Source organism: Methylobacterium segetis (genome assembly GCF_004348265.1).
Lineage (GTDB): Bacteria > Pseudomonadota > Alphaproteobacteria > Rhizobiales > Beijerinckiaceae > Methylobacterium > Methylobacterium segetis.
This window is the reverse complement of the sequence record NZ_SMNT01000069.1, coordinates 1-16,099: the sequence shown is the minus strand read 5'-3', so window position 1 is coordinate 16,099 and position 16,099 is coordinate 1. Positions and strand designations below refer to the sequence as shown.

Genomic DNA, 16,099 nt, shown 5'->3' with positions numbered 1-16,099 from the left:
GCCCGGCCGGGAATAGGCCCGCACGCGTCGCCCCGCCGACATACGCCCGAACGGCGTCTCCCGTCACGGTCGGAGATAGTTTATATATGAACGATCTCGGGTCAATGCCCGTCGAGGGCCGTATCGCCACGCGCCGCCTGGGTGCCGACGCGTCGGGCCTGGCCGAGGCCGCGCGTCTCCTGGCCGGGGGCGAGCTCGTCGCCTTCCCGACCGAGACGGTCTACGGGCTCGGTGCCGACGCGACCGACCCAAGCGCCGTGGCGCGGATCTTCGCGGCCAAGGAGCGTCCCCGCTTCAACCCGCTCATCGCCCATCTGCCGGACGCGGCGGCGGCCCGCGCAGAGGGGCGCATCGATGCGGCCGCCTCGCGGCTCGCGGAGGCGTTCTGGCCGGGCCCGCTCACGCTCGTCGTGCCGGCGCACGCGCGCACATCGGTCTGCGATCTCGCCCGGGCCGGCCTGCCGAGCCTCGCGCTCCGGGTCCCGGGAAGCGCGCTGGCGCAGGATCTCCTCGCCCGCGTCGGCCGCCCGGTGGCCGCGCCGTCGGCCAACCGCTCCGGCCGCGTCAGCCCGACGAGCGCCGCGCACGTGCTCGGCGATCTCGACGGCCGCGTGGCCGCCGTGCTCGACGGCGGCGCGACGCCGGTCGGCCTCGAATCGACGGTGATCGCCTGCCTCGGTGGCCCGCCGCGCCTGCTTCGGCCCGGCGGCTTGCCGCGCGAGGCGATCCGGGCGGTGCTCGGCACCGACATCCTCGATGCGGAGGCGGATGCGGCCGAGCGCCCTGTCGGTCCCGGGCTTCTGGCCTCGCACTACGCGCCGCGAGCGCGGGTGCGCCTCGACGCCGAGCGGATTGAGCCCGGCGAGGCGGCGCTGCTGTTCGGACCGGATACGCCGCCGGGATGCGCCGAGGCGCGCGCCACGTTCAACCTCAGCCCGCAGGGCGACCCGGCCGAGGCGGCGGCGCACCTGTTCGCGGCCTTGCGCGATCTCGATGCCTCGGGCGCGTCCGTGATCGCGGTCGCGCCGGTGCCGATGTCGGGCCTCGGCGAGGCCATCAACGACCGCCTTCGGCGTGCCGCCGCGCCTCGGTAGAAATTTTTCTGTGAGACGCGGAACCAACCCGGGGGGCGGCCCGTTGATGGGTCACGAAGGCCAGTTCAGCCCCCAATGGCCTTTTTCCTTTCAAGGCTCGGAGCAATCCGAGCCTTTTTTCTTGCGCGCGATCCTGCGCCCCGCGCTAGGCCGCGAGCTTGGCGGCGATCTGCGCCACGTGCCGGCCCTGGAAGCGCGCTCCGTCGAGCTCGACCTGGCTCGGCTGGCGGCTGCCGTCGCCGTCCGCGATCGTCGTCGCCCCGTAGGGCGTGCCGCCCTTCACCGTCTCGACGCCGTTGAGCCCCGGGAAGGCATAGGGCAGGCCGACGATCACCATGCCGTGATGCAGGAGCACGGTGTGGAAGCTGGTCAGCGTGGTCTCCTGTCCGCCGTGCTGGGACGCCGTCGACGTGAAGACGGAACCGACCTTGCCGACGAGCTTGCCCGCCGCCCAGAGACCCCCCGTCTGGTCGATGAACTGCTTCATCTGCGCGGCCATGTTGCCGTAGCGGGTGGGCGTGCCGAAGATGATCGCGTCGTACTCGCCGAGCTCGTTCGGGTCCGCGATCGGCGCCGACTGGTCGAGCTTGTAATGGTACTGCTTGGCGACCTCCTCGGGCACCAGCTCGGGCACGCGCTTCACGCTGACCTCGGCACCCGCCTCGCGCGCGCCCTCGGCGGCCGCGAGAGCGAGCTGCTCCACATGGCCCCAGGACGAGTAGTACAGCACCAGAACCTTCGCCATCGCGGCATCTCCACGTTTCGGGAACGGATGTGTTCGCGCAGCCGGAATGGCCCGCGCCCAGCCTCGGGTGCCACCGATATCGTGCTTTCCGGACTTGCCGAAATGCCCTGTCCTGCAAGATCATCTTTGCAGGTTTGCAAGATCGCCGGAACCGTCGCTCATGGCCCTGCACTGGGACGATTTTCGCCTCGTCAAGGCGATCGCCGAGCGCGGCGGGCTGACCCTGGCGGCGGAGGCGCTCGCGATCAATCACTCGACGGCCTTCCGCCGCCTCGCCGCGATCGAGGCGAGCCTCGACGCGCGGCTCTTCGAGCGGCATCGCTCCGGCTACGTCCCGACCGCGGCGGGCGAGGCGATGGTCCGCGCCGCCGCGCGGATGGAGACGGACGTCGCCACGTTCTCCCGCGAGATCGCGGGCCGTGCGCAGGCGCCGGCCGGCGAATTGCGCGTCACCGCGGCGGCGAGCTTCCTGTCGAGCGTGATGATGCCGCTGCTCGGCCGCTTCTGCGACCGGTACCCGCAGATCCGGCTGGACGTCGTCGTGTCGGAGGAGGCCCTGAATCTCTCGCGCCGCGACGCGGACGTGGCGCTTCGCGCGACCGACGGGCCGCCGCCGACCCTCGTCGGGCGCCGGCTCGCCGACATCGCCTGGGCGATCTACGGCCGCGCTGACGCGAGCCGCGAGATCGAGGGGCGTGACTGGGTGGCGCCGAGCGAAGGTGTCGGCGGCGGTCGTCATTTCCGGTTCGTGCAGGCGCGCGCCGGGAAGGACCGGGTTCGGCTTCAGCTCAACACGGTTCTCGGGCTCGCGGAGGCGGTCGAATCCGGCATCGGAATCGCGCCGCTGCCCTGCATGCAGGGCGATGCCACCCCGGCGCTTGCCCGCCTCGCCCCACCCGAGCCGGAGCTTGCCAGCACCCTGTGGCTCCTCACGCATCCGGATCTGCGCCACGCGCCGCGGGTGCGGGCCTTCATGGATTTCATGGCCGAGGAGATCGCGCCGATGCGCCCGCTCTTCGCGGGTGCGCGGCCGATCACCTGATCTCGAGGATCTCCGCCTCGTGGCCGTTCACCTCGACGACGTCGCCGACGCTCTTGCCCGTCAGCGCGCGGGCGAGCGGCGCCACGTAGGAGAGCGAGCCCTTGTTCGGGTCCGCCTCGTCCTCGCCGACGATGTGGAAGGTCTGCTTCGAGCCGTCCTCGCGCTCGATCGAGACCGTCGAGCCGAAATGCACGGTGTCGCCCGCGACCTTCTCGACGAGCTGGGCCGAGTTGAGCCGCGCGGTCCAGTAGCGGAGATCGCGCGAGACGCGGGCGCTGTCCGCCTTGTCCTCGGGGCTGAGCTTTCCGGCCTCGGCCTGCAGGCGCTTCACCTCGGCATCGATCTGCGCGAGGCCCTGAGGGGTCACGAAATTGGGGTGCGGCGAGATCGGCCGGTCCGGCAGATCCTCGAAGGCCTCTCCGCCTTCCCGCTCACGAACGAATGCGATGCTCATGCAAAAAGCAATGCGCCGGCAACGGTACAGGTTCCGCGCGCCGCCGTTCCGTCCGGGGCAGCCGTCAGGAGACCTCGACCACCGTCCGCCCGCGCGTCCGGCCGGCGAGGATCTCGTCGGCGAGCCCGGCGACGTCGCGAAGCCCGACCGTGGTGGTCATCGCGGCCAGCGTGTCGAGGTCGAGTTCCCGGGCAAGACGCTCCCAGGCCTTGCGGCGCTTCGGCTGCGGCGTGGTCACGCTGTTGATGCCCAGAAGCGAGACGCCGCGCAGGATGAAGGGCGCGACCGAAGTCGGCAGGTCCATCCCCTGAGCGAGGCCGCAGGCGGCGACCGCCCCGTCCGCCTTCGTCATCGCGAGGACGTTGGCGAGCGTCGTCGAGCCGACGGCGTCGATTCCCGCGGCCCAGCGCTCCTTGGCGAGCGGCTTCGGCGCGCCGGAAAGCTCCGCCCGGTCGAGGATCTCGGCAGCGCCGAGGCGGCGAAGGTACTCGGCCTCGCTGTCGCGACCCGTCGAGGCGATGACATGCCAGCCGGCGCGCGCCATCAGCGCCACGGCGACCGAGCCGACGCCGCCCGAGGCGCCGGTGACGATCGCCGGCCCCTGCTCCGGCGTCAGGCCCTGATGATCGAGGGCCATCAGGCAGAGCATGGCGGTGTAGCCCGCGGTTCCGATCGCCATGGCCTGGGCCGGGCTGAGGCCGTCCGGCAGCGGGACCAGCCAATCGCCCTTGACCCGCGCCCGCTCGGCATAGGCGCCGAGATGCGTCTCGCCGACGCCCCAGCCGGTGAGGACCACGGCGTCGCCTGTCTTGTAGTCGGGATGCTCGGAGGTCTCGACGACGCCCGCGAAATCGATACCGGGGATCATCGGGAAGCGGCGCACGACCGGCGATTTGCCGGTCATGGCGAGCCCGTCCTTGTAGTTCAGGGTCGAGTGCGTCACGCGGACCGTGACGTCGCCCTCCATGAGATCGGCATCGTCGAAATCCTTGAAGGTCAGGCTCTGCCCGCCCTCGCCCTTCTCGACCACCCAAGCCTTGAACGTCGCCATGAGTCCCGCGCCTCCACCCGGTGCCGGTGACCTGTGGCGGCGCGGGGACGATTCAAGCCCGGCCTCAATAGCCGTCGTAGATGCTGCCCGAGGAGAAGCCGAGCCCGACGCCGATATCGGCCGAGCTCGCGCCGGTGATGCCGAAGGCGTCCGGGATCGAGCCGACGAGCGGCCCGCCGATGCCGGGCCCGTAGGCCGGGCCGGGCCCATAGCCGCCGCCGACCGGAACCCAGCCCGCGCGGGCCGGCTGGACGAGGACGCGGCGCGACACGCTGGCGTATTCGGGGGGGATCGTCTCGGGGATCGATTGCGGCGGCTGCACGAGGACCCGGCGGTGGCGGACGGCGTATTGCGGCGGCGTCGTCACCCAGCAGCCGATCAAATCTCCGTAGGGTCCGCGCCGCGTCTGCCAGACACGGCCCCCGGGGGCGACCAGGACGCGCTCGGACACGGTGTCGAAGACGGGCGGCGTCGTCCGGTAGATCGTCCGCGGCGGCCGGACCAGCACCTGCTCCGAGACCGTGTCGTAGACCGCAGGGGTCGTCACGCGGCGGTAGCACTCGCTGCCGTAGCAGCCTCCGGCCTCGGCCGGAGCGGCGAAGAGCGTGCCGGCGAGGGCGACGAGCAGGGACGTGAGACGGGTGACCGGCGCGGTCATGACGGCTTCCTCGGAGATACGCTGTACGGCGGGATGGTACGCTGGCGTGCGCACCTCTCGACGTGCAGGAGGCCGTCAAGTTGCAGGACAAGCAAGTTCTATCGCGTGATAGGGTAAAATTAACCCTCGCTTAGGACTACGTAGGCGTCAATCTACCTAAGTAAATCAGCATCATATCTTCGGCACCTGTTATGCTTAACGGTGCCAATTCAGAACAGCGCTCCGCTCAGGTCTGGCCGCGCTTGAGCTGGTAGAAGATGTGCCGCCCGATGACGTCCATCTTCTTGAGGCGGCGCGACCAGCCGGGCTTCACGTAGTCGGCGTGATAGTGCGTCGCGTTGCCGACCTCGCTGAGATAGGTCCGGCCGTCGATCACGGAGCGGGCGATGCGGGTGGCGTTCTGCCAGGCGCCGGCATCGGTGATGCGCAGCGACTTGCCCTCGCAGGCGAAGGAGAACTGGCAGCCCATGTAGCGGTGCCGGTTCTGGTAGACGACGCCGCAGACGTTGCCGGGATAGAGCCCGCTCTTGACGCGGTTGAGCACCACCTGGGCTACCGCGGCCTGGCCCTCCTCGGGCTCGCTGCGGGCCTCGAAATAGACGGCCTCGGCGAGGCAGCGCTGCTCCTTGTCCATCGCCTCGGGCACGATCAGGTCGGCGTAGCGGTGCCGCGCGGAATCGGGGGCCGCCTCGCTCCTGCCGGGCTCCGGCCGGTCCGCCCGGAAGCTGAAGCCGGGCAGCGCGAGACTCGCGGCCGCCACCTCGATCGGGGTCGCGTCGGCGGGCGCCGGGGTCGTCGAGGAGAGTGCGACCGCGCGCGGGATCGCCGGGGTCGAGCCGTCGTGCCGCTCGGGGGGCGTCGCGTCGGCCACCGCCTCGCCCGTCGAGGCGGCGCTGCCCGCACCCGTCGTCAGGCCGAGGTCGGGGACGGGCACGAAACCGGGATCCGGTTCGAGTTCGGGATTCCAGGTGGCAGAGCCGGGACTCAGCACCCCGGCCACGGAACTCGTGAGGTTCGCGAAGACGAGCGAGGTTCCGGTGTCGCGCAAGGCGGCGGCACTGCGCTCGAAGCTCGCGCCCGGCGCCAGGGCAGCCGGTCCCTTGCCCCCCCGCTGCACCACCGGGAACACCCGGGCCTGCGCCTTCATGTCCGCCCGGAGCGGGTCGTCGCCGATCCGCATCGGCGCGAGCGACGCGTCCGCGCGGGCGATCGAGAGGAGATGGCCGGTGCCGTCGTGCAGGCCCGATCCGCCGATGAGGAGCGTGCCGCCGGGCAGAGCCGGCGCGAAGCGGGCGTCGCGCTCGGGCAGGAGGCTCGAGCCGATCGTGCTCTGGGTGCCCGCCGTCGCCGTGAAGGACACGAGCAGGCCGAGACCGGCCAGCCAGGGCGTCACCGCCGTCCCGAGCCAGTGCAGGCTCGATCTGCGTCGAACTCGTCTTGTCGCCACGCCGAACCGACCCGTACCGGAAAGCCACGCCCGGCAATCGTCGCGACCGATTTCGGGCGCAGGATGGCCGGACCTCCTGTATCGCGCGGTATGGTTGCTCGAGGGTTAAGCGGTGCGATTCGGCACGACTTCAGCGTGCAGGAGACCTTTGATGCAACCTTCGGTCAGGCGGCGCGGACCTTCTCGACTTCGAAGGCGGGACCGCCCGGGCCCGGTCGCTCGCGGATCACGAGCCTGTCCTGCGGACCGAACTCGCCGAGCGGCACGTCGCGGTCGGGCAGCACCACGGTCGTGACCTTGTTCAGATGGACGAGGACGTGCCGCTTGCGGGGCAGTGAGGCGACCGCCCAGCGCTTCAGCTGCCCGTAATAGGGCTCGCGCCGCCACGCGTTCGGCTGGCCGGGATCGACCTGCACGTTCATGTGGCGCGACACCGGGTCGAGGCTGAGGACCATCTTGGCCCGCTCGGGCTTCCACTCGGGTCCGAGCCACGCTTCCGTCATCCAGAGGCAGTGGAAGGCGCGGCAATGATCCGGCCGGGTCTCGTGGATGGCGCAGCCCCGCCCCTGCCGCGTGTGCCGGCACCATTGCCCGGCGACGCTCTCGACGGCCGGCACATCGTAGACCTTGCAGCACAGGGTGCAGGTCCCGCAGGCGCGGCCGGCGGCCGGCGCGGCAACGATGGTGGCGGGATCGAGCATCTCTCGGAATCCGTGGGGCGTCGGGGCGTCGCGCCGGTCTCGGGTTTATGATGGGCCAACGGGCCGGTAGTGTGGCAGAAACGCCCGCCCGCTTCCGGATCCCCCCATGCGCTCGAACCTCGCGGCCCGCGACGTCGAAACTCTCGTGCACCCCTACACGAATCTCGCGACCTTCCGCGAGACCGGTCCGCTCGTCCTGGAGCGGGGCCACGGGGTCTACGTCTACGACACGGACGGGCGCCCCTACATCGAGGGCATGGCGGGCCTGTGGTGCACGGCCCTGGGCTACTCGAACGAGGAACTCGTCGAGGCGGCGACCGAGCAGCTCTCGCGCCTGCCCTTCTCGCATCTCTTCTCCGGGCGCAGCCACGATCCGGCGATCGAACTCGCCGAGACGCTGAAGGAGCTGATGCCGGTGCCGACCTCGAAGGTGTTCTTCACCTCGTCGGGCTCGGAGGCCAACGACACCCAGGTCAAGCTGCTCTGGTACATGAACAACGCCCTCGGGCGGCCCGCCAAGAAGAAGATCATCTCGCATGTCCGGGGCTATCACGGCGTCACCGTCGCCACCGCCTCGATGACCGGCCTGCCCGCCAATCACGCCGATTGGGATCTGCCGCTGCCGGGCTTCATCCACGCCCGCTGCCCGCACCATTACCGGGGCGCGGAGCCCGGCGAGAGCGAGACGGATTTCTCCGCCCGCCTCGCGGCCGAGCTGGACGCGCTGATCGAGCGGGAGGGCCCCGAGACGGTCGCTGCCTTCGTCGCCGAGCCGGTGATGGGCGCGGGCGGCGCCATCGTGCCGCCCGAGGGCTATTTCCAGGCGATCCAGCCGGTGCTGGAGCGGCACGACGTCCGCCTCGTCGCCGACGAGGTGATCTGCGGGTTCGGGCGCCTGGGCACGTGGTTCGGATCGGAGGCCCTGGGCCTGCGCCCGAACACCCTCTCCTTCGCCAAGGCCGTGACTTCCGGCTATCTGCCCCTCGGCGGCGTCTCGATCGACGAGCCCCTCTATCGGGCGATGCTCGCCGAGAGCAGCAAGATCGGCACCTTCGGCCACGGCACCACCTATTCGGGCCACCCCGTCGCCTGCGCGGTCGCGCTCAAGACGATCGAGATCTACCGGCGCGACCGCATCATCGAGGGCGTCCGGGAGAAGGCGCCGCATTTCCAGGCCCGGCTCTCGGGCCTCGCCGAGCATCCGCTCGTCGGCGAGGCGCGGGGCATGGGCCTGATCGGCGGGCTCGAGATCGTCGCGGACAAGGTCACGAAACGGCAATACGACCCGAAGGCCGGGGTCGCGGCGCGCTGCGTCGCCTTCGCGCAGGGCGAGGGGCTGATCGTGCGCTTCCTCGCGGGCGACCGCATCGCCGTCTGCCCGCCGCTCGTGATCACCGCCGAGGAGATCGACGCCCTGTTCGACCGCCTCACCCGGGCGCTCGACCGGACCGCCGCCTGGATCGCCGCCGAGGGGCTCGAAGCCGCGCCCCTGGAGCGGGTCTGAACCGGGCCGCCGCTCCACCCGGCCTCCCAGCAATGTGTGTTTTGTATTCAGAAGAAGCTGAAAGCTTCTCTTTGGGAGTGATGCCAAAGATCGGCTTTTCCTTAAGGTGTCATTCAGTTTGACTGCTCCTCTATGGCGCTGTGGCCGCCCGCGGATCGTCCCGCGGCCGCCGCAAAGGTGCCCAGGCGCGGTCGCGATCACCTCCCAGAACGGTGACGCAACCGCCTTCACGAGTGCTCAGACAGGACGCCAACCATGTTCCCCTCCAGCGAGACCCCGATCGCGGCAGCCGAGACCGGACGCCGCCAGACGGACAAGGGTCAGGACGCAGAGAGCTTCCGTCCCCTCGCTCTTCCCGCCCTCGCCGCCGCCGTACGCATGAAGGGACCCGCCGCGCAGAAGGCCTCCCAGCGCACCGAGCGCCGCGGCATCCTGGAACTGCTGCACGAGGACGCGCCGCTCGCCTGAGCGCGTGACCGGCGCGCGGCTCGCGCGCCGTCAAACGGTCTGAATCGGCTGGCACAGGCTCGGCCCTCGTCCCGGGCGCCCATGGCCCGGGCCTCGCGCGGGGGACGTCGCATGCTGATCCTGCCGAGCCGCCGGCAGTTCCTGGCCGGTCTCGGGGGCGCGACCGCGCTCGTCGGGTCGACCGGCGTCTACGCCTTCGGGATCGAGCCGCTCTATCGCCTCGTCGTCACCCGCTACGCGCCCGCTTTGCCCCGCTGGACGCCGGGTCTCTCCCTGCGCGTCGCGGTGCTCGCCGATTTCCATGTCTGCGAGCCCTACATGCCGCTCGACCGCGTCGCGGAGATCGTCGACACGACGAACGCGCTCGCCCCCGACCTCATCCTGATGCTCGGGGACTACCCGGCCGGCCGCGTCGCGCGCCGCAAGGTGCCGCTCGCGGACTTCGCCCGCGTCGTCGCGGGCCTGAAGGCGCCCCTCGGGGTGCACGCCATCCTCGGCAACCACGATTGGTGGGACGACCATGAGGCGCAGATGCGGCGCAGCCCCACCTGCGAGGCGTGGCGCGAACTCGAGGCCGTCGGCATCCCCGTGATGGAGAACGAGGCCCTGCGCCTGACGAAGGACGGGCACCCGTTCTGGATCGCGGGGATCGGCGACCAGGAGCCCTACGTGCTCTGGGGCGATTCGCGGGGGCGCGACGACCTGCCCGGCACCTTGGCCAAGGTCACCGACGACGCGCCCGTGCTCCTGATGGTGCACGAGCCCGACATCTTCCTCGACGTGCCGGAGCGCGTCTCCCTCACCCTCGCCGGCCACACGCATGGAGGCCAGATCCGCCTGTTCGGCTACTCGCCGGTGCTCCCCTCCGTGCACGGCAACGATTTCGCCTACGGCCATGTCCGGCATGGCGGCCGCCACATGATCGTGTCGGGGGGGTTCGGGGTGAGCCGCGTGCCCGTGCGGCTCGGCGTCCCGCCCGAGATCGTGCTCCTCGAACTCGGCGCGGCGCCAGCCTTGGCAGCAGGCTCGCGCGGCGCGGCCTGAGGCGGCGACACGCTTCATCCGCCCTCTGCCTGTCGGGCCGCGAAATGCGCTAGCATGAGGGCATGCGCGCGCTCCTCACGATCCTCTTCCTTGCCGTGTCCGGCCCCGCCCTCGCCGATTCGTGCGGCGACCTGATCGGGCGCGTGACCGCGGAGACGCGGGCCGAGGTCGGCCATCGCAGCCTCGACTACGCCACCTTCACGGTGGCCCCCGACACGACGCTGACGCTTGCCTGCGGCGGCTCCTATCCCTCCTCCGTCGGCGCGCAGTTCCGGGGCGAGACGCCGCCCGATGCCTACTACGCCCTGTTCGGGCGCGCGGGTCATGCGGTGACGGGGATCGAGGCCGGCGTGATCGAGGCGGCGGCCCACCGGGCCCGCGACGCCGCGAGCCGCCTGCGGCACAGCAACGTCGATGCGGGCGGCGTGCGCGTGACCTGTTCCGTCAGCACCGGGGAGAAGGGCCCGCTCACCCTATGCGCCGTGATCGAATCGACCGATCGCAGCTGATCGCTGCCGCAGCCCTCGCCCTTCTCGCCGCCGCGCCCGGCGCACGGGCGCAGGCGCCCGAGGGCGCCGAGAAGCCCCGGGAGGAGCGCGAGACGCGCGATCCCGTCAACAACTGGTCGATGCTGCGCGCGGCGCTCGCGCAGTGCTGGCAGGTCCCGGACGCGACCGAGGGCTCGACCATCGCCTTCCGCTTCGGCCTCGACAAGACCGGCGCGATCCGCGGGACGCCGCTCGTGACCGCGCGGCGCCTCGTCGGCGACCAGGACGCGAAGGACGCCTACGAGAAGGCCGCCTTCGCGGCCCTCGACCGCTGTTTCCCGATCCCCGTCACGCCGAGCTTCGGCGCGGCGCTCGGCGAGAGCCCGATCCGGCTGCGCTTCGTCAACACGGAGCCGACGGCCGCCTACCAGATCAACTCCAACATCACGATCTTCGCGCCGCGCTGAGCGGGCTATCGGCCCGCTCGCGTCTCAGAGCGGGATGTTGTCGTGCTTCTTCCAGGGCTGCTCCATCTTCTTGGTGCGCAGCATGCCGAGCGCCCGCGCGATGCGCTTGCGCGTCGAGTGGGGCATGATCACCTCGTCGATGTAGCCCCGCTCCGCCGCCACGAAGGGCGAGAGGAAGCGGTCCTCGTACTCGCCGGTGCGTGCCGCGATCTTGTCCGCATCGCCGATCTCGCTGCGGAAGATGATCTCGACCGCGCCCTTCGCCCCCATCACCGCGATCTGCGCCGTCGGCCACGCGTAGTTGAGGTCGGCGCCGACATGCTTCGAGGCCATGACGTCGTAGGCGCCGCCGAAGGCCTTGCGGGTGATGATGGTGACGAGCGGCACGGTCGCCTGGCTGTAGGCGAACAGGAGCTTCGCGCCGTGCTTGATCAGGCCGCCATATTCCTGCGCGGTGCCCGGCAGGAAGCCCGGCACGTCCACGAAGGTGACGATCGGGATCGAGAAGGCGTCGCAGTAGCGCACGAAGCGGGCGGCCTTCCGCGAGGCGTCCGAATCGAGCACGCCCGCCAGCACCAGGGGCTGGTTCGCCACGAAGCCGACGGTGCGTCCCTCGATGCGGCCGAAGCCGGTGATGATGTTGCGCGCGTAGGTCGCCTGGATCTCGAAGAAATCGCCCTCGTCGGCGACGCGGCGGATCAGCTCGCCCATGTCGTAGGGCTTGTTCGGGTTGTCCGGAATCAGCGTGTCGAGGGACTTGTCGAGGCGGTTGACGTCGTCGAAGCTCTCGATCTCCGGCACGCCGTCGATGTTGTTGGCGGGCAGGAAGTCGAGCAGGCGGCGGATCTGCAGGATCGCCTCGACGTCGTTCTCGAACGAGCCGTCGGCGATCGAGGATTTCGTGGTGTGGACCTTGGCGCCGCCGAGCTCCTCCGCCGTCACGACCTCGTTGGTCACCGTCTTCACGACGTCCGGGCCGGTGACGAACATGTAGCTCGTGTCGCGGACCATGAAGATGAAGTCGGTCATGGCCGGCGAGTAGACGTCGCCGCCCGCGCACGGCCCCATGATCACCGAGATCTGCGGGATCACGCCCGAGGCCATCACGTTGCGCTTGAACACCTCGCCGTAACCGCCGAGCGCCGCGACGCCCTCCTGGATGCGGGCGCCGCCGGCATCGAAGATGCCGATGATCGGGGCGCGCATCTTGAGCGCCATGTCCTGCACCTTGACGATCTTCTCGGCGTGCGCCTCCGAGAGCGAGCCGCCGAAGACCGTGAAGTCCTTCGAGAACAGGAAGACCGTGCGGCCGTTGATGGTGCCCCAGCCGGTCACCACGCCGTCGCCCGGGATCTTCTGCTTCTCCATCCCGAAATCGTTCGAGCGGTGCTGCACGAACATGTCGAACTCCTCGAACGACCCGTGGTCGAGGAGGAGCTCGATGCGCTCGCGCGCCGTCAGCTTGCCGCGCTTGTGCTGGGCGACGACGCGGTTCTCGCCGCCGCCGAGGCGGGCCTGCGCGCGCCGTTCCTCGAGCTTTTCGAGAATATCCTTCATGTCGTGACGGCCTCGGGCTGAACTGAATACAGAATTCCACTGAACCGCGCAGGCTTGGCGGTTCACGGGATCAGGCCCCTTAGCACGAGAGTTTCGTCGGCGAAAACGCCCCTATTCGGCCAGCGCCGCCACCCTCGCCGCCGCGTCGAACTCGGCGCGCCGCGCACTCAGCCGCGCCTCGGCCTCGGCGTCCCGGCCCCAGACGCTCGCCTGATAGCTCTCGTCGACATGCGCGGCCGCCCAGGCCTCCTCGGGAGTGAGGCGGCCGTTCAGCACCGCGAGGGCGAGGAGGAGGGAGCCGGTGAGCGTCGTCATGGTGTGGAGCGCCGCGAGCCGGAACGGCCCCCGCGCCGCCTGGATCGCCCCGCGGAGCGCGGCCACGGTTTCCTCGGGCTGGGTGACGTGCATGACGCCCTCGCTGAGGATCAGGCGGGCGCCGAGCGCCTCGCGGGCCCAGTCGAGCACGGGGTCCCAGGCCGCGCCCTGCGCCGCCACGAGGCGCTCCGGGGATTCCGCCCGGTAGGCGAGGAGATCCGTGCCCGCATAGGCCGCGAGATCGTCGATCACCGCGTCGCGGCGCGGGGCCACCCCGTCGATCGCGGTGTTGACGAGCCGCGTCACGGGCATCCGGGCCGGATCGATGATCTCGTCCTGCGCCTGCCACTCGGCGGCGATCGCCTCGGCGAGGTCCCGGCTCGGGACGCTGAGGGGGTTGCGGGCGGGCGTGTTGGCGGGGCGCCCGTCGAGCGTCAGGCGGAAGCCGCCCTCCGCCTCGGCGAACCCGGCCTCGCGGTAGAACCGCTTCGGCAGGGGCTTGGCGGGGCCGCGCGCGGCGCGCATCGGATCCGGTGCGGGCGCGTCGGAGGGCTCGCCGAGCCAGTCGCGGGTGACGTCGTCGTTGTTCGGGTCGCTCATGGCAGCGGAGATAGTGCATCGCGCGAGCCCGCGCGAGGCCGGTCAGCCGCCCCGGGCGATCTCCTCCGCGATCGTGCCCCGCTCCGGCTCCGAGAGGGGGCCTGAGAAGAGATCGCCGAGCGCAGTCGCGCTCTCGACCACCGTCACGGCGCCGGCCCCGTAGAGGGCGCCGGCCGGATGGTAGCCCCAGGCGACGCCGATCGCGGCCGCGCCGGCCGCCACCGCCATCGCCATGTCGAAGCTGGTGTCGCCGATCATCACGGTGCGCTCGGGCGGCACGTCGGCCTCCGCCATGGCTTGGCGCAGCATGGCCGGGTCGGGCTTCGAGGGCGCGTCGTCGGCGGTCTGCGTGGTGGAGAACCACCCCTCCCAGCCATGCGCCGCGATCAGATGGTTCACGCCGCGGCGCGACTTGCCCGTGGCGATGCCGAGCCGGATGTCGTCGCGGGCGCGCAGGCGCACGAGCAGCTCCGCCATGCCGGGAAACAGCGGCTCCTCGTGCTCGGGGTCCATCCGCAGGGCGTTGAAGGCCCGCTTGTAGCTCTCGGAAAGGGCCGCGATCGGCCCGTCCTCGCCGACGAGGCGCCGGAACGCCTGCGGCAGCGAGAGGCCGACGACGGAGAGCGCCTCGGCGCGGCTCGGCGGCGTCAGGCCGTGCTCGGCGAAGGCCGCGCCCTGGGCCGCGACGATGAGGTGCTGGCTGTCGACCAGCGTCCCGTCGACGTCGAAGACGACGAGCTTCACGGTCGGCGGCGCGGCCGCGTCGCGGCCGGCCTCCTCATGGCCGACGCGCCGGCGGCTGGGCCGCCGGGGCCTGCGGCGCCGGCTGCTGGGTCTGGGCGGGCGCGCCCTGGTTCTGGTTCTTGCGCTCGTAGCCGAGGCGGCAGCGGATCAGGAAGCGCCGTCGCGCGCCGCCGCGCAGGCCCCTCTGGTTCGAGGTGCGGTTGCAGGAGGCGTAGGAATTGCGCCGCCGCCGCTCGCCCACCCGCGGAGTCTGGCCGCCTTGCTGGGTCTGAGCGCCCTGAGGACCCTGAGCGCCCGGTGCCGCGGCGGGTGCGGGTGCCGTGCTGCGCGCGGGCGCCGATGCCGGCGGCTGAACGGTCGGCTGCGCCGCGCAGGCCGGCCACGCCGCCAGGGCCAGCCCGAGCAGGCCGAGACCGGCGAGGCGCCCGGCGGTCGCAGGCTTCCAATCGATGATGCTCACGGCCTCTCCGGGAAACGGACGACATCGGCCGACGCGTCGCGGGACGCCGCGCGGCCGAGCGAGAGAATAAGGTCCTCGCCCCAATTGCCAAGGCGGTACGGTGACGGCCTCGACGGCGCCGTCGTCGCAAGCGGCCGTGCCGCCCTCACTCCTCCGGCGCCTCGACGATGGGGTCGTAGCGGGCGGCATCGAAGCCGAGCAGGTTCCAGCTCTGCGCCATGTGGGTCGGCAGGGGCGCCGTCACGTCGATCGGCCTGCCCGTGCGCGGGTGCGGGATCACGATCCGGCGGGCCAGCAGGTGCAGCCGGTTCTGGATGCCGCCCGGCAGCGCCCAGTTCTCCACGTCGAAATATTTCGGGTCGCCGATGATGGGATGCCCGATATGGGCCGCGTGCGCGCGCAACTGGTGCGTGCGCCCCGTCACCGGCTTGAAGGAGAGCCAGGACACCTTCTGCGCCGCTTGGTCGATCACCGCGTAGTAGGTGAGCGCGTGGCTCGCCCCCTCCTCGCCGTGCTTGGCGATGCGCATGCGGGCGTCGGCGTCGGTCGGCTCCTCCTTGGCGAGGTAGGTCGAGACGCGGCCCTGGCGCATCCGCGGCACGCCGGCGGTGAGCGCCCAGTAAACCTTGCGGGCCGCGCGCGAGCGGAAGCTCTTGGCGAGCGTCGCGGCCGCGAGGCGGGTCTTGGCGACGATGAGGCAGCCCGCCGTGTCCTTGTCGAGGCGGTGGACGAGGCGCGGCTTCTGCCCGCCGGGCTCCGTCAGCGCCTCGAGCAGCCCGTCGACGTGGCGCACGGTGCCCGAGCCCCCCTGGACGGCGAGGCCGAAGGGCTTGTTCAGCACCATCATGTCCGCGTCCTCGTAGAGGATCAGCGAACGCAGGAAGGCGGCGTCGTCCCGGTCGCGGACCGGGCTGCGGGGCCGCTCGCCCGGCTGATCGAGCTTGAGCGGCGGCACGCGCACGCTCATGCCGGGCTCCAGCCGGTCGCCGGGCTTCGCGCGCTTGCCGTCGACGCGCAATTCGCCCTTGCGGACGATGCTCTGCACGCGGGTGAAGGGCAATTGGGGAAAGCGCGCGGTGAGGAAGCGGTCGATGCGCATGCCCGCCTCGTCCGTCTCGACGGTGAGGGTCTGCACGCCGCTCGCGAGCGTCGCGCTCGCCGCTTCCCGCTGCTGGCGCCGGGTCGGCCCCTCGGTCGGCGCCGCCTCGCGCGAGGGCTCGCGGCGCGGGGCGCGTTCGCGGCCGGGCTGCGGGCGCGCCT

At 71.4% G+C, this 16,099-nt stretch carries 18 protein-coding genes; 7 read left to right on the top strand and 11 right to left on the bottom strand.

The window, feature by feature from the left end:
* Positions 1 to 86: 86 nt before the first annotated feature.
* On the top strand, positions 87 to 1,094 hold the full coding sequence (locus E1J50_RS17445; RefSeq protein ID WP_132255109.1) for an L-threonylcarbamoyladenylate synthase: 1,008 nt from the start codon (positions 87 to 89) through the stop codon (positions 1,092 to 1,094).
* A gap of 145 nt (positions 1,095 to 1,239) precedes the next feature.
* On the opposite strand, the gene wrbA is transcribed toward E1J50_RS17445, so the two are convergent.
* Positions 1,240 to 1,839, bottom strand: coding sequence for an NAD(P)H:quinone oxidoreductase (gene wrbA / locus E1J50_RS17440; protein ID WP_132255108.1), 600 nt, complete (start codon positions 1,837 to 1,839; stop codon positions 1,240 to 1,242).
* A gap of 160 nt (positions 1,840 to 1,999) precedes the next feature.
* Between wrbA and E1J50_RS17435 the strand changes: the two genes are divergently transcribed.
* Positions 2,000 to 2,881, top strand: coding sequence for a LysR family transcriptional regulator (locus E1J50_RS17435; RefSeq protein ID WP_207919233.1), 882 nt, complete (start codon positions 2,000 to 2,002; stop codon positions 2,879 to 2,881).
* Here E1J50_RS17435 and greA read toward each other — a convergent pair.
* The 5 genes from greA to E1J50_RS17410 form a co-directional block, all read right to left on the bottom strand.
* A complete protein-coding gene (greA, locus tag E1J50_RS17430) occupies positions 2,874 to 3,335 on the bottom strand; it encodes a transcription elongation factor GreA (protein WP_132255107.1) in 462 nt (153 codons plus the stop codon). The two genes, E1J50_RS17435 and greA, sit on opposite strands and share 8 nt — an antisense overlap.
* Positions 3,336 to 3,399: 64 nt before the next feature.
* Positions 3,400 to 4,386 carry an acrylyl-CoA reductase (NADPH) gene (acuI, locus tag E1J50_RS17425; RefSeq protein ID WP_132255106.1) on the bottom strand — a complete coding sequence of 329 codons (987 nt, stop codon included), beginning with the start codon at positions 4,384 to 4,386 and terminating at the stop codon, positions 3,400 to 3,402.
* Between the two features lie 64 nt (positions 4,387 to 4,450).
* Positions 4,451 to 5,044, bottom strand: a complete 594-nt coding sequence (locus tag E1J50_RS17420) for a hypothetical protein (protein ID WP_132255105.1) — start codon at positions 5,042 to 5,044, stop codon at positions 4,451 to 4,453.
* Positions 5,045 to 5,270: 226 nt separating this feature from the next.
* Positions 5,271 to 6,425: a cell wall hydrolase gene (locus E1J50_RS17415; RefSeq protein WP_245516618.1), complete on the bottom strand. Its 1,155-nt coding sequence runs from the start codon at positions 6,423 to 6,425 to the stop codon at positions 5,271 to 5,273.
* Between the two features lie 230 nt (positions 6,426 to 6,655).
* Complete coding sequence (locus E1J50_RS17410) at positions 6,656 to 7,192, bottom strand: hypothetical protein (protein ID WP_132255104.1); 537 nt, start codon at positions 7,190 to 7,192, stop codon at positions 6,656 to 6,658.
* A gap of 106 nt (positions 7,193 to 7,298) precedes the next feature.
* Here E1J50_RS17410 and E1J50_RS17405 point away from each other — a divergent pair, with 106 nt between their 5' ends.
* From E1J50_RS17405 to E1J50_RS17385, 5 genes are all read left to right on the top strand, one after another.
* Positions 7,299 to 8,696 carry an aminotransferase gene (locus E1J50_RS17405; RefSeq protein WP_132255103.1) on the top strand — a complete coding sequence of 466 codons (1,398 nt, stop codon included), beginning with the start codon at positions 7,299 to 7,301 and terminating at the stop codon, positions 8,694 to 8,696.
* Between the two features lie 255 nt (positions 8,697 to 8,951).
* On the top strand, positions 8,952 to 9,164 hold the full coding sequence (locus tag E1J50_RS17400) for a hypothetical protein (RefSeq protein ID WP_132255102.1): 213 nt from the start codon (positions 8,952 to 8,954) through the stop codon (positions 9,162 to 9,164).
* A 111-nt stretch (positions 9,165 to 9,275) separates the two neighbouring features.
* Complete coding sequence (locus E1J50_RS17395) at positions 9,276 to 10,208, top strand: metallophosphoesterase (protein WP_132255101.1); 933 nt, start codon at positions 9,276 to 9,278, stop codon at positions 10,206 to 10,208.
* A 62-nt stretch (positions 10,209 to 10,270) separates the two neighbouring features.
* A complete protein-coding gene (locus E1J50_RS17390) occupies positions 10,271 to 10,717 on the top strand; it encodes an ABC transporter ATPase (protein WP_132255100.1) in 447 nt (148 codons plus the stop codon).
* A complete protein-coding gene (locus tag E1J50_RS17385) occupies positions 10,684 to 11,163 on the top strand; it encodes a hypothetical protein (protein WP_245516617.1) in 480 nt (159 codons plus the stop codon). Before E1J50_RS17390 ends, E1J50_RS17385 begins: the two co-directional genes overlap by 34 nt.
* Positions 11,164 to 11,187: 24 nt before the next feature.
* On the opposite strand, the gene E1J50_RS17380 is transcribed toward E1J50_RS17385, so the two are convergent.
* The 5 genes from E1J50_RS17380 to E1J50_RS17360 form a co-directional block, all read right to left on the bottom strand.
* Positions 11,188 to 12,720, bottom strand: coding sequence for an acyl-CoA carboxylase subunit beta (locus E1J50_RS17380; protein ID WP_132255099.1), 1,533 nt, complete (start codon positions 12,718 to 12,720; stop codon positions 11,188 to 11,190).
* Between the two features lie 111 nt (positions 12,721 to 12,831).
* On the bottom strand, positions 12,832 to 13,635 hold the full coding sequence (locus E1J50_RS17375) for an ATP12 family chaperone protein (protein ID WP_132255098.1): 804 nt from the start codon (positions 13,633 to 13,635) through the stop codon (positions 12,832 to 12,834).
* Positions 13,636 to 13,677: 42 nt separating this feature from the next.
* Complete coding sequence (locus tag E1J50_RS17370) at positions 13,678 to 14,379, bottom strand: HAD-IA family hydrolase (protein WP_132255097.1); 702 nt, start codon at positions 14,377 to 14,379, stop codon at positions 13,678 to 13,680.
* Between the two features lie 34 nt (positions 14,380 to 14,413).
* Complete coding sequence (locus E1J50_RS17365) at positions 14,414 to 14,839, bottom strand: hypothetical protein (RefSeq protein WP_245516616.1); 426 nt, start codon at positions 14,837 to 14,839, stop codon at positions 14,414 to 14,416.
* Positions 14,840 to 14,984: 145 nt separating this feature from the next.
* On the bottom strand, positions 14,985 to 16,099 hold a 1,115-nt coding region (locus tag E1J50_RS17360), incomplete at its 5' end, for an RluA family pseudouridine synthase (protein ID WP_132255096.1).

Excerpts from the sequence above, each read along its gene's own strand:
- E1J50_RS17395 (WP_132255101.1), top strand. The coding sequence starts at position 9,276 with ATGCTGATCCTGCCGAGCCGCCGGCAGTTCCTGGCCGGTCTCGGGGGC.
- E1J50_RS17420 (WP_132255105.1), bottom strand. The coding sequence starts at position 5,044 with ATGACCGCGCCGGTCACCCGTCTCACGTCCCTGCTCGTCGCCCTCGCC.
- E1J50_RS17400 (WP_132255102.1), top strand. The coding sequence starts at position 8,952 with ATGTTCCCCTCCAGCGAGACCCCGATCGCGGCAGCCGAGACCGGACGC.
- E1J50_RS17435 (WP_207919233.1), top strand. The coding sequence starts at position 2,000 with ATGGCCCTGCACTGGGACGATTTTCGCCTCGTCAAGGCGATCGCCGAG.
- E1J50_RS17405 (WP_132255103.1), top strand. The coding sequence starts at position 7,299 with ATGCGCTCGAACCTCGCGGCCCGCGACGTCGAAACTCTCGTGCACCCC.
- E1J50_RS17390 (WP_132255100.1), top strand. The coding sequence starts at position 10,271 with ATGCGCGCGCTCCTCACGATCCTCTTCCTTGCCGTGTCCGGCCCCGCC.
- E1J50_RS17380 (WP_132255099.1), bottom strand. The coding sequence starts at position 12,720 with ATGAAGGATATTCTCGAAAAGCTCGAGGAACGGCGCGCGCAGGCCCGC.
- acuI (WP_132255106.1), bottom strand. The coding sequence starts at position 4,386 with ATGGCGACGTTCAAGGCTTGGGTGGTCGAGAAGGGCGAGGGCGGGCAG.
- E1J50_RS17385 (WP_245516617.1), top strand. The coding sequence starts at position 10,684 with ATGCGCCGTGATCGAATCGACCGATCGCAGCTGATCGCTGCCGCAGCC.
- E1J50_RS17410 (WP_132255104.1), bottom strand. The coding sequence starts at position 7,192 with ATGCTCGATCCCGCCACCATCGTTGCCGCGCCGGCCGCCGGCCGCGCC.
- greA (WP_132255107.1), bottom strand. The coding sequence starts at position 3,335 with ATGAGCATCGCATTCGTTCGTGAGCGGGAAGGCGGAGAGGCCTTCGAG.
- E1J50_RS17445 (WP_132255109.1), top strand. The coding sequence starts at position 87 with ATGAACGATCTCGGGTCAATGCCCGTCGAGGGCCGTATCGCCACGCGC.
- wrbA (WP_132255108.1), bottom strand. The coding sequence starts at position 1,839 with ATGGCGAAGGTTCTGGTGCTGTACTACTCGTCCTGGGGCCATGTGGAG.
- E1J50_RS17375 (WP_132255098.1), bottom strand. The coding sequence starts at position 13,635 with ATGAGCGACCCGAACAACGACGACGTCACCCGCGACTGGCTCGGCGAG.